Raw genomic sequence first — 14964 nt, forward strand, 5'->3', positions numbered from 1 at the left:
CATAGGGTGGGCGGCGTGAGCGAGCCGAAAGCGAACGAGGAAGGCGCGGCCCGCGGGCCGGGCGCGGCGCGCGGCCCGGCGGCCGCGGCCCGGGGCGGGGGCGCGGGAGCGAGGGCGCGCGGGGTGGCGCGATGAGCCCCGCGCCGGGCGGCCGGTGGTCCGACCTCGACCGGCCGCCGCTGGACCCCAGGGCGCTGCGGCGGGCGCTGATCGTCCCCGGCGGGCTGTGGACCCGCCTCGACGTCACCGAGGTCACCGGCTCCACCAACGCCGACCTCGCCGCCGCGGCCGCCCGGGGCGAGGCGACGGCCGGGGCGGTGCTGATCGCCGAGGAGCAGACCAGGGGCCGCGGGCGCCTGGGCCGCACCTGGAGCGCCCCGGCGCGCTCGGGGCTCTTCTTCTCGGTGCTGCTCGACCCCGCGCGCGACGGCGTTCCCGAGCGGCACCTCACCTGGCTCCCGCTGCTGGCCGGGGTGGCCGTCGCCACCGCGCTGGCCCGCGCCGCCGGCGTGGACACCTCTCTGAAGTGGCCCAACGATCTGCTGGTCGGCGTGGACGGTGCGGAGCGCAAGTTCGGCGGGATACTCGCCGAGCGCGTCGAGCAGGCGGGCGGCGCCGTCGTGCTCGGCATCGGCCTCAACGTGTCGCTGCGCGCCGGGGAGCTGCCCGTCCCCCAGGCCGGTTCCCTGCTGCTGGCCGGCGCCCGCTCCACCGACCGCGACCCGCTGCTGCGGGCCGTGCTGCGGGCGCTCGCCGACTGGTACGGCCGCTGGACCGCCGCGGCGGGCGATCCGGCGGCCAGCGGGCTGCATGCCGCCTACGCCGCGGGCTGCGCGACCCTCGGCCGCGAGGTGCGGGCCGAGCTGCCTGGCGGCGGGGAGCTGAGGGGCGAGGCGAGGGCGCTCGACGGCGACGGACGCCTGGTCATCGCGACGCGGGAGGGCACCCGCCACGAGGTGGCCGCGGCGGACATCATCCACCTCCGTGCGACGTGACATAAGGCACAGCTGCCGTAGGGTGGGGGCCGTGACGCGCGAGCGACGCCCCCCCGCCTGCGGGAGCCTGCGGACTACGTCCGGCCGGGTCCCCGCTGCCGCCGCTCGGGCGGATCAGCCAGCTGAGGACCGCGCGCGCCGCAGGCGCGGTGGAGCGACGAACGGTAGGGCAGTGCACAGCGACGGGATGCGCATCCTGAGGGCGGGCGAGGGCCGTGGCCGAGTCTGACCCGGGCCCGTCGGCCTCGTCCGGCGGCCGCGAGCCGGGGGCGGGCGAGTCCGGTGCCGGGAAGGCCCGTCCGGCCCCCGGCGAACCCCGCGCAGCGCAGGAGCCCACCGGCGCCGCCGGGCCGGCCGAGGAGCCGCCGCACGGCCCGGCCACCCCGGCGCCGGAACGGCCCGCGGGCGCGGAGCCGGCGGATGAGGAGACTGCCGAGACTCCCGCGGCTGCCGGTGCCGCCGGGGACGGCGAGTCGGCCGGGGCTACGCCTGAGGGCGGGCGCCGGGCCGCGGGCCGCGGGCCGGGGATCTTCCGCCGCGCCGCCAAGCCGGGCCGGGCCCCGCGCCCCGGCCGCCGCCCCGGCCAGGGCCGTTGGTCGCGGAACCTCCCCGCGGCTGAGGCGGGCGGCGCGGGCGATGCCCCCGCCGCGGAAGCCGGGTTCCCGGCCGACGGGACCGAAGCGGAGGCCACGGCGCAGGAGGCGCCACGGGACGCACGGCAGGACGCGGGCGGGCCCGCACCCCGGAACGCGGCCGAGGGCACCGGCCCGGCCGCCGTCTCCGGCGAGGAGGGCGCGCCGGGGCGCGCCCCTGGCGTTCCCTGGGGCGCGGGGGCCGCGCCCGGCCGGGGCCGCGAGGAGCCGCAGGCGCCTGGCTCCGCCGCCGAGGCGCCGGGCCGCCCCGAGCAGGCGGACGACACGATCGCCCTGCAGATCGAGCAGTTGATCATCGGCGCCGAGCGGCAGTACACGCCGTTCCAGGCGGCCCGCGCGGCGGGCGTCTCGATGGAGCTCGCCTCCCGGTTCTGGCGGGCCATGGGCTTCCCCGACATCGGCCAGGCCAAGGTGCTGACCGAGGCGGACGTGCTGGCGCTGCGGCGGCTCGCCGGCCTGGTCGAGGCCGGGCTGCTGAGCGAGCCGATGGCCGTGCAGGTGGCGCGGTCGACCGGCCAGACCACGGCGCGGCTCGCGGACTGGCAGATCGACTCCTTCCTCGAGGGCCTCACCGAGCCGCCCGAGCCGGGCATGACCCGCACCGAGGTGGCGCTCCCGCTGGTGGAGCTGCTGCTGCCCGAACTCCAGGAGTTCCTGGTGTACGTGTGGCGGCGGCAGCTGGCCGCCGCCACCGGGCGGGTGGTCCAGGCCCAGGACGACAAGGAGATGGTCAACCGCAGGCTGGCGGTGGGCTTCGCCGACCTCGTCGGCTTCACCCGGCTCACCCGCCGCCTGGAGGAGGAGGAACTCGGCGAGTTGGTCGAGGCGTTCGAGACCACCGCGGCGGACCAGGTGGCCGCGCAGGGCGGCCGGCTGATCAAGACGCTCGGCGACGAGGTCCTCTTCGCGGTGGACGACGCGGGCACGGCCGCCGACATCGGGCTGCGCCTCGTGGAGACCCTCGGCGACGACCCGATGATGCCCGAGCTGCGGGTGGGCATCGCGTTCGGCACGGTGACCACGCGCATGGGCGACGTGTTCGGCAACACGGTCAACCTGGCCAGCAGGCTGACCTCGATAGCGCCGAAGGACATGGTGCTCGTGGACGGGGCGATGCGCGAGGAGCTGACGGCCGCTCGCCTCGCCCCCCAGTCCGAGAAGGCGGCGGACGAGGCGCACGGGGCGAGCTACCGCTTCGCCCTCCAGCCCCTCTACCAGCGCCCCGTCCGCGGCCTCGGCATCGTCGAGCCCTGGCTGCTCACCCGCCGCGGCGAGGTCGGTTCCTGAGCGACGGCGCCGCAGCCGGCTCCTGAGCGGCGGCGCCGCGCGCGCCCGGCGCGCGCTTTGGGCCTGGGCGCCCGCGTGGGGACGCCCGGCTGCGCGCCCGGCGCTCTCCGCCCGGCCGATCCGCGCCCGCCCGGGGCGCGCGCCCGGCCCCCGGTGCCAGAATGCGCGGCATGGGCGTGCGTGAACGGCGTTATGGCGAATGGGTCGTGGTCAGGGTCGACGAGGAGAGCCGGGTCGGCGAGGTGGTGCTCGACCGGCCGGGGGCGATGAACGCTTTGTCCACCGAGCTGGCCGCGCGGCTGACCGAGGCCTGCGGGGATCTGGCGGCGGACCGCGAGGCGCGGGTGGCGGTGCTGACCTCGACGCACGAGCGGGCGTTCTGCGTCGGCGCCGACCTGAAGGAGCGCAACGGGCTGAGCGACGCCGCGTTCCGGCGGCACCGCACCGTGCTGCGCGGGGCGTTCGCCGCGGTGCTCGACCTGCCGATGCCCGCGATCGCCGCGGTGGGCGGCTACGCCCTCGGCGGCGGCTACGAACTCGCCCTGTCCTGCGACCTGATCGTCGGCGACCCCTCCTCCGTGGTGGGCCTGCCCGAGGTCTCGGTCGGGGTCATTCCCGGCGGCGGGGGCACCCAGCTGCTGCCGCGGCGGGTGGGCGCGGCCCGGGCGGCCGAGCTGATCTTCACCGCCCGCCGGGTGCACGCCGCGGAGGCGCGGGAGCTGGGCCTGCTCGACCTGCTGGCCGAGGGCGGGCAGTCCGCCGGGGAGGCGGCGCTCGACCTGGCCGCGCGCATCGCCGCGCACTCCCCCGTCGGCCTGCGCGCCGCCAAGCGCGCCCTGCGCACCGGCTTCGGCCTCGACCTGCGCGCCGGTCTCGAGGTGGAGGACGCGGCCTGGCGCACGGTCGCCTTCTCCGCCGACCGCGCCGAGGGAGTGGCCGCGTTCAACGAGAAGCGCCGCCCGGAGTGGCCCGGCGAGTGAGCGGGGGCCGGCCCGCCCAGGACCCGGCCGATCGGGGCGTCTGCCGGCCCGTTCCGGCAGGCCGGCGTGCGGCCGGCCCGGGGGCGGGTCCGGGCGGCGCGCGGGGCGTCTCCCGCGCCGGTGCCGGGTGGGGTGCGCGGTCCCCGGAACGCCCCTGGGAAAGGTGCAGGGAGTAGCTGAAGGCATCAAAGCGTGGCGAAGGCCCATAGCCTGGGCGCATGGGTGAGGTGACGCAGTTGCGCGCCGTGGTCGCGCTCGCGCAGCGGATGGCGGCGGAGCCCGGGCTGCCCGAGGTGGCGCGGGCCGCCGCCGACGGCGCGCGCCGGGCGCTCGGCGGGTCCTTCGCGGCGATATCCGTCTGGGAGCGGGAACGCGGCAGGCTGCGCGTGCTGGCCAACGTGGGGGAGCTGGCCGAGGGCGAGGAGGAGTTCCCCGCCGACGAGTCCTACCCGGTGGGCGACTTCCCCGAGATCGCGGAGCTGCGGCCGGTGCCCTGGGTCCGCGGCGAGGAGCCACGCGCCTGGGTGGTCAGCGCCGAGGAGGCGGGGCGGGAGCCGGAGGCCGCCGGGGGCGGCGGGCCCGGCGCGGGGGCGCGGACCGGCGCCGCGGAAGGGGCCGGGACGCGGCCGGCCCGGGGGACGCAGGGGGCCGGGGGGAGCGGGGGGCGTCAGGCGGACGCCGGTTCCCGCGGGACGAGCCGCGCGGCCGCGCTGCTGCGGCGCGGGCGCGGCAGCTGCGTGGTGGCGCCCGTCGTGCTGCACGGCAGGGCCTGGGGGGAGCTCTACGTGGCGCGGGGGCGGCGGGCCGCGCGGTTCGGCCCCGACGAGGCGGACTTCGCCTCGGTGCTCGCCTCGGTCGCCGCGGCCGGTCTGGTGCAGCACGAGCGGCTGGCCGAGGCGCGGCGGCTGGCGCTGACCGACCCGCTGACCGGACTCGCCAACCGGCGGGCGGTGGACGCGGCCCTCGACGAGGCGCTGGAGCGGCACCTGGCCACGGGGGCCGCGGTCAGCCTGGTGGTCTGCGACATCAACGGCCTCAAGCGCGTCAACGACACCCACGGGCACGCCGTGGGGGACCGGCTCCTCGAACGCTTCGGCTCGGTGCTCTCGCGCTGCGCCGCGGCCGTGCCGGGGGCGCTCGCGGCGCGTCTCGGCGGCGACGAGTTCTGCCTGCTCGCGGTCGGCGCCCCGCCCAAGGAGGTGGAGCGCGCCGCGGAGGAGCTGTGCCGCCGGGCCGGGGAGCTGCCGCTGGGCGAGGGCGTGGCCTGCGGGATGGCCGCCACCGGCGAGGCCGTCGGCCCGCTGCGGTCGGCCAGGCGCCTGTTCCGGCTGGCGGACGCGGCGCAGTACCAGGCGAAGGCGGCCCGCTCGCGGCTCCCGGTGGTGGCCGGGCGCGGCGGGGCCGGCGACGTGGTGCTCGCGCTGGCCGAGGCCCCGGCGGCGGAGGGCGGCCAGGACCGGCGGGCCTTCCGCGGCAGGGCCGGCACCCGCGGGCGGGGCGGGCCGAGCCGGGACAACGGGCGGCCAACCGCTGGATGACGAGAGCCGATTCACTCCTTAGGGTTAGTGAATATGGATATGCGAAAGGTCGTGCTCGGCACCTCGGGCACCTCTCCCGAGGACGTGGTCGCCGTCGCCCGCGGAGGGGCGCGGGTCGAGCTGTCCCCCGGCGCGCTGGCCGCGATGGACCGCTCCCGCCGGGTGGTCGAGGGACTGGCGGCCTCCCCCGAGCCGGTGTACGGCGTCTCCACCGGCTTCGGCGCGCTCGCCGTCCGCCACATCGGCCCCGAGCTGCGCACCAGGCTGCAGCGCAACCTCGTCCGCTCGCACGCCGCCGGCGTCGGCCCGCGGGTGGAGGCCGAGGTGGTGCGGGCGCTGATGTTCCTGCGGCTGAGGACCCTCGCCACGGGCCACACCGGGGTGCGCCCGCTGGTGGCCGAGACCATGGCCCGAGTGCTGAACGCGGGCATCACCCCCGTGGTGCCCGAGCACGGCTCGCTCGGCTGCTCCGGGGACCTCGCGCCGCTGGCGCACTGCGCGCTCACCCTGCTCGGCGAGGGCGAGGCACAGGACCGCGACGGCCGGGACGCCCCCGCGGCCGAGCTCCTCGCCGCGCACGGCATCGCCCCCGTCGAGCTGCGGGAGAAGGAGGGGCTCGCGCTGCTCAACGGCACCGACGGCATGCTCGGCACCCTCCTCCTCGCCTGCGCCGACCTCGGGCGGCTGATCACCTCGGCGGACGTCACCGCGGCCCTGACCCTGGAGGCGCTGCTCGGCACGGACCGGGTGCTCGCGCCCGAGCTGCACGCCCTGCGCCCGCACCCGGGACAGGCGGCGAGCGCCGCGAACATGCGGCGGGTGCTGGCCGGCTCCGGCCTCGTCGGGCACCACCAGGACGCGGCCCCGCGGGTGCAGGACGCGTACTCGGTGCGCTGCGCGCCCCAGGTCGCCGGGGCGAACCGGGACACTCTCGCGCACGCCCGCGCCGTCGCGGCGCGGGAGCTGGCCGCCGCCGTGGACAACCCGGTGGTGATCGAAGGACGCGTCGAGTCGAACGGCAACTTCCACGGCGCCCCGCTCGGCTACGTGCTCGACTTCCTCGCCATCGCCGCCGCCGACCTGGCCTCGATCGCGGAGCGGCGCACCGACCGGCTGCTCGACCGGGCGCGCTCGCACGGGCTGCCCCCCTTCCTCGCCGAGGACGCGGGCGTGGACTCGGGGCTGATGATCGCGCAGTACACGCAGGCCGCGCTGGTCGGCGAGTTGAAGCGGCTCGCCGTGCCCGCCTCGGTCGACTCCATTCCCACCTCGGCCATGCAGGAGGACCACGTCTCCATGGGCTGGGCGGCCGGGCGCAAACTGCGGCGTGCCCTGGACGCCCTGGCCCGCGTGATCGCCGTCGAACTCTTCGCCGCGGCCAGGGCCCTCGACCTGCGGGTGGCCTCCGGGCCGGCCGGGGCGCGGCCGGGACCTGCGGCGCGGGCGATCGTGGCCGCGGCGCGCGAGGCGGGGGTGGGCGGGGCGGGCGCGGACCGGTTCCTGGCGCCCGACCTGGCCGCGGCCGAGGTCTTCGTGCGGGGCGGCGGGCTGGTGGCGGCGGCCGAGGCGGTGACGGGTCCCCTGGACTGAGGGCCGTGCCCCGGCCTGCCGCGGGGCGGGGGACGGCCCGGCGGGCCGGGCGTGGCCGGGCGGCCGGGCCCAACGGCCTTGCCGCGGGCGGTGGTTGTGCCGGGTTACCGTCCCTGGTCGAGGTCGAAGTGCGGCTGCTCGACCGGGATCACCGAGCCGCCGGCGTCGCCGTCCCCGTCCGGGTGCGCGGTCGGCAGCAGCCATACCAGGCAGAGCACGCCCGCGGCGACCATGGCGCAGACGAGGGGACGGCGATTGACGTGGTTGCTGCGGAGACCGTCCATGGGCGCTCCCAAGTGAAGCCGTGCCGTGCCGGGGGTTGCTGCGTATCGGCGGAGTGAAGTGCGATGTTACGGGCCGGTGCGGGTCGTGGGGAAGAGGTGGTGTTCCGGCGCCTTACTCTCCGGGGCATGAGTGACGACATGAGCGAGGAGACGCGGCACGTCCGTGTGCGCGTCGAGATGGTGCTGGAGATCACCGAGCCCGACGAGTTGATCAGGGCGGCCTGGGCGCGGATCGAGAACGACGAGCTGATGCCCCAGGAGGAGCGCGACCAGGCCGCGCAGGCCGTCTCCCGCGACGAGGCGGAGGCCGTCGCCTACCTCATCGACCCGCTCGACCTCGTCGGCGGGGTGCCGGGGGTCGTGCTCGCCCAGGCGTCGTGGAGCAGCGAGCTCGCCGAGTACGACCCCGATGCGGCGTGGGACGAGGAAGAGGAGGACGATGACGTGGACTGACAGCGGCGCCTCGCCCGGGGTCCCCACGACCGCAGGCGGCCGGCGCCGCGAGGCGGGCGAGGGAAACGGCCGTTCCTCCGGCGGCGAGCCCGGCGGAGGAACACACGAACGAGTGGTACGTGGTACGGATTCAGCTGAAGTGGAACCGACTGCGGCTGTATGACGTTTTCCTCCGTGTGCCTTTGGGGAGGCGCGGCAGTGGACGGAGTAGCGAACTGATGAGGAACGGCATGCGGCGCAGAGGACTGACGGTGGCGGCGGCGCTGCTCACCGGTGTCTTGGCGTTGACGGGGTGCGGTGGCGGCGGGGGCGACGACGACAAGCCCGGCGACCAGGACGGCTCCGGCAGCAGCGAGCAGCAGGAGGCGGACCAGGCCGCGGAGGACGCCGACACCTCGGACGCTGTGATCACGATCACACCGGACGACGGGGCGGACAACGTCGGCATAAACCAGGACGTCCAGGTCTCGGTCGAGGGCGGCACGATCGACGAGGTGACCATGACGGCCACCGAGACCGGGGCCGAGGTCACCGGCACCCTGTCCGAGGACAAGACAAGCTGGCAGCCGGACGCCCAGCTGGAGCGCGCCACCCAGTACACCCTGGCCGTGCAGGCGAGCGACAGCGAGCAGCGCGAGGCCCACCAGGAGGCCACCTTCACCACGGTCTCCCCCGAGAACAGCTTCATCGGCTACTTCACGCCGGAGGACGGCTCCACGGTCGGCGTCGGGATGCCCGTCTCGCTCAACTTCGACAAGCCGATCACCGAGAAGGCGGCGGTCGAGGGCGGCGTGCACATCACCGCGAGCAGCGGCCAGGAGGTCGTCGGCCACTGGTTCGGCGACTCCCGCCTCGACTTCCGTCCCGAGGACTACTGGCAGGCCAACACCACGGTCACCGTCGAGCTCGACTGGGACGGCGTGGAGGGCGCCGAGGGCGTCACCGGCGTCCAGGACCGCACCTTCAGCTTCACCGTCGGCCGCTCCCAGGTGAGCACGGTCGACGCGGCGGCGCACCAGATGCAGGTCGTCCGCGACGGCGAGGTGCTGCGCACCGTGCCGATATCCTCCGGCAGCGACGAGAACCCGACGTACAACGGGCAGATGGTGATCTCCGAGAAGCTGCTGGAGACCCGGATGGACGGGGCGACCGTCGGCTTCACCGACGACGACGGCGAGGGCGAGTACGACATCCCCGACGTCCCGCACGCGATGCGCCTGTCCACCTCGGGCACCTTCGTCCACGGCAACTACTGGGCCGCGGACAGCGTGTTCGGCAGCGTCAACACCAGCCACGGCTGCATAGGGCTGAACGACACACAGGGGGCGGACGACGACAGCACCGACGCCGCCTGGTTCTACGAGGAGTCCATGATCGGCGACGTGGTGATCGTCGTGAACTCCCCGGACGAGCAGATGCAGCCCGACAACGGCCTCAACGGCTGGAACATGAACTGGACGGACTGGAAGGCCGGCAGCGCCCTGTGACCGGCGGCGCCGCGCGGCCGCCCGGCCGCGCGGCGCGGTTCCGCCACACCCCACCGGCCGACCCGGACTCGGGCCCGGGCCGCGGGAGCGGCAGCCCGCCCGGGCGCGCCGCCCCCCCTCGTCCCGGTCGTCTCCGTCGTCCCCGTCGTCCTCAGGGTGGACGCGGAATGATCCTCATCCGGGTCGACGACCACCCCCCGCTCCGGCGCCTACGGTGCCTGTCGTGACGAAGACAGCGCACTCCTACGGCGCGCGGACCGAATTCCGCGCCGGCCGTGACCTCTTGGCGGCCCTCGGCCGTGACCTCTTCCGGGATGTCCTCGCCTTCCGGCCGCTGCCCCCGCTGGCCCTCGGGCCGTAGCGGCTCCCCGGACTTCCCGCCCGGGCGCGGGCCGCGGTGCCCTGGCTCCCGCACGCGGCGATCGCGCTGACCGCCCTCGTGCTCATGGGCAGCACGGCCGCCGGCGCCTACGGCGACATCCGGTCGTGGTCCTGGTTCGGCGCCCTCTGCGTGGGCCTGCCCCCGCTGCTGGCGCTCTCCCGCCCGGTGGCGGCCTGGTGGCTCTCCCTGGCGGGGGCCGCGAGCCTGGCCTACCTGGAGGTGCCGGGTGCCTGGCCCTGGACCGGCCCGGGACTCGCCGCGCACCTGCTGGTCATGGCGGTGGCCGCGGCCTCCTCCGGCCCGCGGCTCGCCCTCGGGATCTGGGCGCTGACCGCCCTCTTCGGCCACTTCTGGGAGACCCACAACCCGGTCTGGTTCTCGGCCCGGGACCTGGCGGCCACGGGGGGCTCCCTGCTGCTGCTCGTGCTGGTCCTGCTCACGCGGGGCCTGTTGCTCTCCCGCTCCGAGGCGAGGTGGCAGACGGCCGTCAGCGCGCGGGAGCGGGCCCGGCACGCGCAGCTGGAGGAACGCGCCGCCATCGCCCGTGAGTTGCACGACGTGGTGGCCCACCACATGTCGGTGGTGGCCATCCAGGCCGAGGCCGCGCCCTACCGGGTGAGCGAGCCCCCGGGAGACCTGGTCCGTGCCTTCGCCACCATCAGGGAGAACGCGGTGGTCGCGCTCGGCGAGTTGCGGCGGGTGCTCGGCGTGGTGCGCGCCGAGGGGCAGGCGCCGGCGGACGCGCCGCAGCCCACGCTCGCGGCGCTCGACGCGCTGCTCGGCAATGTGCGCGAGGCCGGCCTCCGGGTGGAGAAGTCGGTGCGCGGCACGCCCCGCCTCCTGCCGCCGAGCGTGGAGCTGACGGCGTACCGGATCGCGCAGGAGGCTCTCAGCAACGGCCTGCGTCACGCCCCCGGCGCCCGGGCCACGCTGGAACTGTCCTACGGCGGCGAGGGGCTGGGCCTGCGCGTGGTCAACGGCCCAGCGAGCGGCCCGGTGATGCCCTCGCCCGGCGCCGGGCACGGCCTCGCGGGCATGCGCGAGCGCGTCGCGATGCTCGGCGGGGAACTCGCCTGCGGCCCGGCGGGCGACGGCGGTTACGAGGTGCTGGCCTTCCTGCCCGCTCCGGCCCCCGGCGGGGCCGCTCGCGCCGGGACGGCCGCCGGGGAAGCCGGGGCGGCATGAGCATCGCCGTGCTGGTCGCCGACGACCAGGCGATGGTCCGCGAGGGCTTCGCGGTGCTGCTGAACGCCCAGAGCGACATCGAGGTGGTGGGCGAGGCCGAGGACGGGCGGGAGGCGGTCGCCCAGGCCGCGGCCCTGCGCCCCGACGTGGTCCTGATGGACATCAGGATGCCCCGGCTGAACGGCATCGAGGCCACCCGGGAGATCGTCGCGGCCGAACCCGCCGCCAAGGTGCTGGTGCTGACCACCTTCGACCTGGACGAGTACGTCTACCAGGCGCTGCGCGCGGGCGCCTCCGGCTTCCTGCTGAAGGACGCCTCGGCGCGGCAACTCGCCGAAGGCGTACGGGTGGTGGCCTCGGGCGAGGCGCTGCTCGCCCCCGCCGTCACCAAGCGCCTCATCGGGGAGTTCGCCCGCCTCGGCGCCGCGCCCAGGCCGCCGGCGCAGGAACGCGTCGGCGAACTCACCGCGCGCGAGACCGAGGTGCTCGCCCTCGTCGCCCAGGGCCTGTCCAACGCGGAGATCGCGGCCCACCTGACGGTCGGCGAGTCCACGGTCAAGACGCACGTCAACCGCCTGCTGGCCAAGCTCGGCCTGCGCGACCGCACCCAGGCCGCGATCTTCGCCTACGAGACGCGCCTGGTCACGCCCTCCTGAGACGGCCGCGGGCCGGGCGGGCCCGCCGGAACGGCACTGCCCGGACGGGCGAGTTGAGCCGTGCGGCGCGATGCATACTCGGTATAGTGCGCGGTATATACCGAGTATGTATCGGCGCGCCGGCGCCAGGAGGGACCCGAAAGTGCCACACCCGAAACAACGCCGCGGCGCGCGGCGGGCGCTGCTGCTCGCCACGGTGACCGTGGGCGCCACCCTGTGGACCGCCCCCGCGCACGCCGCGCAGACCCACCGGCTCGCCGTCCACGGCATCGACCTGCGCGGGCAGGCCGCCGCCGACTGGTCCCTGACCGCGGAGGACCTCCGCACCGGCGAGTCGTTCCACCCCGACGTCGAGGCGGGGGAGGGCACCCTCGACCTCCCGCCGGGCGACTACCTGCTGATCTCGGACATGGGCTGGGAGGGAGACGACCGGCCGATGGACCTGACCGTGCAGGTCCACACGATCCTCGGCCTCGACGCGGACGCCGAGGTCACCTTCGACGCCAGAAAAGCCGAGGAGATCGACCTGGGCGTCTTCGATCCGCGGGCCGAGCCCGCCACCCTCACGCTCGGCCTCACCGTCGAGGGCGGGGTCAGCACCCAGTGGCGCACCACCCGCGCCGCCGACTCCACCTTCCGCACCGGGTTCACCGGCCCCGCCCTCGGCGAGGACAGGCTGCGGGCCGTCGCCGGCGAGAGCTGGACCGACGGCGCGGGCACCGAGTACCACGCGGCCTACCAGAGCCGGGGCGGCACCTTCTTCACCGGCCTCACCGAGTTCGCCGAGCGCTCGGACCTCGCCCGCCTCGACCTCGGGCAGGCGGCCCCGCCCGCGGGCGAGCAAGGCCGGCTGCACGTCGCCTACGAGCTGTTCCACGAGGGCCCGTACGTCGACCGCGCGTTGCCCGGGACCACCACCCTGTACCTCACCGGCGGCCGCTGGAGCTACGGCCTCGACGTCACGGACGCGGCCGGCGAAGTGACCCGGTTGCACAGCGACTACACCGCCTACCACCCCGGGCGGCACTACCGGGAGACCGTGGGCGGCGGGGTGTTCGGGCCCGGCTTCGGCGACCGGGACGGATTCAGCCGCACCGGGGACGAGATCCGCGCCTGGCTGGGCCTGCTCACCGACGGCGCGGGCCACCGCGGCGCGCCCGCCACCTACACCGAGGCCGCCACGAGGCTCTACCGCAACGGCGAGCCCTACGCCTCCAGCGAGGAGCCGATGGACCGGACCTGGATCGAGGTGCCGCCGGATGCGGCCGACTACGAGCTGACCACCTCCTTCAGCCGCCCGGCCGGGGCGAGGGGCGGCACCTCGGTCTCCGCCTCCTTCACCTTCGCCTCGGGGCACACCGAGGAGGAGACCGAACTCCCCGCCACCGTCGTGCGCTTCGTGCCCCGGCTGGACGGGGACGGCACCGCGGCGGCCGGGGCCCGCCTCCGCGTTCCGCTGCGCCTTTCCGGCAGCGCCTCCTTCGGCGAACTGCGCTCGCTGGCCGTGGCGGTCTCCCTCGACGGCGGCGCCACCTGGCGGCCCGCCGCCGTGACGGACCACCGGATCACGGTGCGCAACCCGCCGCCCGGGGCACCGTCTCCTTCCGCGCCCGGCTCACGGACCGCTCGGGCAACACCACCACCGAGACGATCCTCGACGCCTATCGCACCGCCTGACCGGGCGCCGCAGGCGCCGGGCCGCGCCCCGGCGCCTGCGCCGTCCGCTCCGGCCGCCCCCGCGGCTCCGCCCCCGCCCGCCGAACGCCGGCGGGCGGGGGAGCGGGGCGGCGGGGGCGGCGGCCCTCACTCCGGGCGCTGGGAGAAGGAACGCTCGCCGTGGACGGCGAGTTCGGCCAGCACCGCGGCCGGGTCGCCCGCCTCGACGAGGTCGAGGAGATACCGGTGGCGGGCCACGTGGACGTCCAGATCCTCGTAGTAGCGCTCGCGGACGTAGAGGTTGCGCGCCATGCACAGCAGCAGTTGCCGGTGCAATGAGGCGTAGATCTCGTCGATCCTCCGGTGGCCGGCCAGGCCGACGATCGCCGCGTGGAAGGCGTAGCCGCTCTCCACCAGGGTCGCCCGGTCCTCGGCGCGCGCCGCCGCCTCCATCCGCCCGAGCGCGGCGCGGCAGACCTCGAGCCGCCGCTGGTCCCGCACGGGGACGCCGAGCTCCACGGCGGTCCGCTCCAGGCCGGAGCGCAGGGTGAGGATCTCGTAGACGTCGCGGTCGGTCAGCGTGGCGACGGTCGCGCCGCGGCGCGGCTGGACGACGATCAGGCCCTCCTGCTGGAGCAGCCGCATCGCCTCGCGCAGCGGCGGGCGGCTGATCCCCAGGCGCTCGGTCAGCGCGAGCTCTATCAGCCGGTCGCCCGGGCCGAGTTCACCGGAGAGGATCATCTTGCGGATCGCCCCCGCGGCCAGCTGGACGAGGCTCGGCGGGTCCAGCTGGTGGCTGGCGGCGGACTTGGGGGAGGCCATGGCTGCCTTTCCGGGTTTCGGAAGCCCCGGGCCGGGGTCCGGGGCTGCTGCCGGGATGGGTTCCGGGTGGGACGGCGCGCGGCGCACGCGGTGGCCGTGCGGCGCGACCGACAGCGGCATGTAATCAAACTCCATCGATCCAGGGGCTTGTCGAACGCGTGATGCCTATTGTAGACAATAGTTCGCGCCCAAGGAATGGGCAGGACCGATGGGATGAGAGTCCATGGAGACAGCTGAAGTACTGGAACTTTTCGACGGATTGCGCGTGGCCGACGTCCGTGACGGCATGGACTGGGCGGGGTTGCACGCCAAGGGCAGCATCGGGCCCGAAGTGACGCCGCTGGCGCCGGGGATGCGCATGACGGGCGTGGCGCGCACGCTGCGCTTCCGGCCGTCGGAGAAGGCCGTGCCGCCGCTGACGCCCGAGGAGTACACGGAGTGGGCGGCGCGTTGGTACCGGGACATCTACCCCGACCGCGTCGGCCCCACCATCGAGCAGGGCGAGGTGATCGTGGTCGAGGCGCCCGACATCCCGGTGGGCGCGATCGGCTCCAACAACTCCCTCGACTGGCACGCGAAGGGCGCCACCGGCATCGTCACCAGCGGCGGCGTCCGGGACACGGACGAGTGCGTCATGCAGGGCGTGCCCATCTTCTGCCGCTACCGGGCGCAGAGCATGGTGCAGGGCCGGATCGAGTTCGACGCGCTCCAGGTGCCGGTCAACGTCTGCGGCGTGCTGATCAGGCCGGGAGACGTCGTGGTCGCCGACGGGGACGGCGTGATCGCCGTGCCGATCGAGCACGCAGAAACGGTCGCGAAGTACGCCAGGCAGGAACTCGACAACGACAAGAAGGGCCGCCGGGCGATCTACGAGCGGCTCGGCCGCCCCCTGGACGACACCGTCCGCTGAGCCGGCCGCGGCCCGGCCGCCGGCGGGGGCCGCCGCCCCCGCCGCGGCGGGGGCGCTCCCCGCGCCCCCGGCCCCGCCCGGCGGCC

At 76.0% G+C, this 14964-nt stretch carries 13 protein-coding genes; 11 read left to right on the forward strand and 2 right to left on the reverse strand.

The window, feature by feature from the left end:
* The first annotated feature begins 131 nt into the window (after positions 1–131).
* The 5 genes from D7294_RS01605 (at position 132) to hutH (ending at position 7043) form a co-directional block, all read left to right on the forward strand.
* Positions 132–995 carry a biotin--[acetyl-CoA-carboxylase] ligase gene (locus D7294_RS01605; RefSeq protein WP_120674582.1) on the forward strand — a complete coding sequence of 288 codons (864 nt, stop codon included), beginning with the start codon at positions 132–134 and terminating at the stop codon, positions 993–995.
* A gap of 527 nt (positions 996–1522) precedes the next feature.
* Positions 1523–2935, forward strand: a complete 1413-nt coding sequence (locus D7294_RS01610; RefSeq protein WP_241562060.1) for an adenylate/guanylate cyclase domain-containing protein — start codon at positions 1523–1525, stop codon at positions 2933–2935.
* 176 nt (positions 2936–3111) lie between these two features.
* On the forward strand, positions 3112–3915 hold the full coding sequence (locus D7294_RS01615) for an enoyl-CoA hydratase/isomerase family protein (protein WP_120675258.1): 804 nt from the start codon (positions 3112–3114) through the stop codon (positions 3913–3915).
* Between the two features lie 218 nt (positions 3916–4133).
* Entirely contained in the window at positions 4134–5453 is a 1320-nt protein-coding gene (locus tag D7294_RS01620; protein WP_120674584.1) for a GGDEF domain-containing protein, read from the forward strand.
* A 33-nt stretch (positions 5454–5486) separates the two neighbouring features.
* A complete protein-coding gene (gene hutH, locus D7294_RS01625) occupies positions 5487–7043 on the forward strand; it encodes a histidine ammonia-lyase (RefSeq protein WP_120674586.1) in 1557 nt (518 codons plus the stop codon).
* Positions 7044–7147: 104 nt separating this feature from the next.
* Here the strand turns inward: hutH and D7294_RS01630 are convergent, their stop codons facing one another.
* Positions 7148–7327, reverse strand: coding sequence for a hypothetical protein (locus tag D7294_RS01630; protein WP_120674588.1), 180 nt, complete (start codon positions 7325–7327; stop codon positions 7148–7150).
* Between the two features lie 126 nt (positions 7328–7453).
* On the opposite strand from D7294_RS01630, the gene D7294_RS01635 reads away from it, so the two are divergent.
* The 5 genes from D7294_RS01635 to D7294_RS01650 all read left to right on the forward strand — a co-directional run bounded on the left by D7294_RS01635 (position 7454) and on the right by D7294_RS01650 (position 11490).
* Positions 7454–7780 carry a hypothetical protein gene (locus D7294_RS01635; protein ID WP_338325601.1) on the forward strand — a complete coding sequence of 109 codons (327 nt, stop codon included), beginning with the start codon at positions 7454–7456 and terminating at the stop codon, positions 7778–7780.
* 230 nt (positions 7781–8010) lie between these two features.
* Positions 8011–9267 carry a L,D-transpeptidase gene (locus tag D7294_RS01640; protein ID WP_241562028.1) on the forward strand — a complete coding sequence of 419 codons (1257 nt, stop codon included), beginning with the start codon at positions 8011–8013 and terminating at the stop codon, positions 9265–9267.
* Between the two features lie 223 nt (positions 9268–9490).
* The gene (locus D7294_RS32735; RefSeq protein ID WP_241562029.1) at positions 9491–9628 is read left to right on the forward strand and encodes a hypothetical protein; all 138 of its coding nucleotides are present in this window, start codon (positions 9491–9493) and stop codon (positions 9626–9628) included.
* A gap of 36 nt (positions 9629–9664) precedes the next feature.
* Positions 9665–10834 (forward strand): sensor histidine kinase, encoded by a 1170-nt coding sequence (locus D7294_RS01645; RefSeq protein ID WP_241562030.1) that lies wholly within the window; start codon positions 9665–9667, stop codon positions 10832–10834.
* Complete coding sequence (locus tag D7294_RS01650) at positions 10831–11490, forward strand: response regulator (RefSeq protein WP_120674592.1); 660 nt, start codon at positions 10831–10833, stop codon at positions 11488–11490. Before D7294_RS01645 ends, D7294_RS01650 begins: the two co-directional genes overlap by 4 nt.
* Before the next feature lie 1803 nt (positions 11491–13293).
* On the opposite strand, the gene D7294_RS01655 is transcribed toward D7294_RS01650, so the two are convergent.
* The gene (locus D7294_RS01655; RefSeq protein WP_120674595.1) at positions 13294–13968 is read right to left on the reverse strand and encodes a GntR family transcriptional regulator; all 675 of its coding nucleotides are present in this window, start codon (positions 13966–13968) and stop codon (positions 13294–13296) included.
* Between the two features lie 223 nt (positions 13969–14191).
* Between D7294_RS01655 and D7294_RS01660 the strand changes: the two genes are divergently transcribed.
* Positions 14192–14878 carry an RraA family protein gene (locus D7294_RS01660; protein ID WP_120674597.1) on the forward strand — a complete coding sequence of 229 codons (687 nt, stop codon included), beginning with the start codon at positions 14192–14194 and terminating at the stop codon, positions 14876–14878.
* Positions 14879–14964: the final 86 nt, after the last annotated feature.

Origin of the sequence: Streptomyces hoynatensis (assembly GCF_003626535.1) — a bacterium.
GTDB lineage: Bacteria > Actinomycetota > Actinomycetes > Streptomycetales > Streptomycetaceae > Streptomyces > Streptomyces hoynatensis.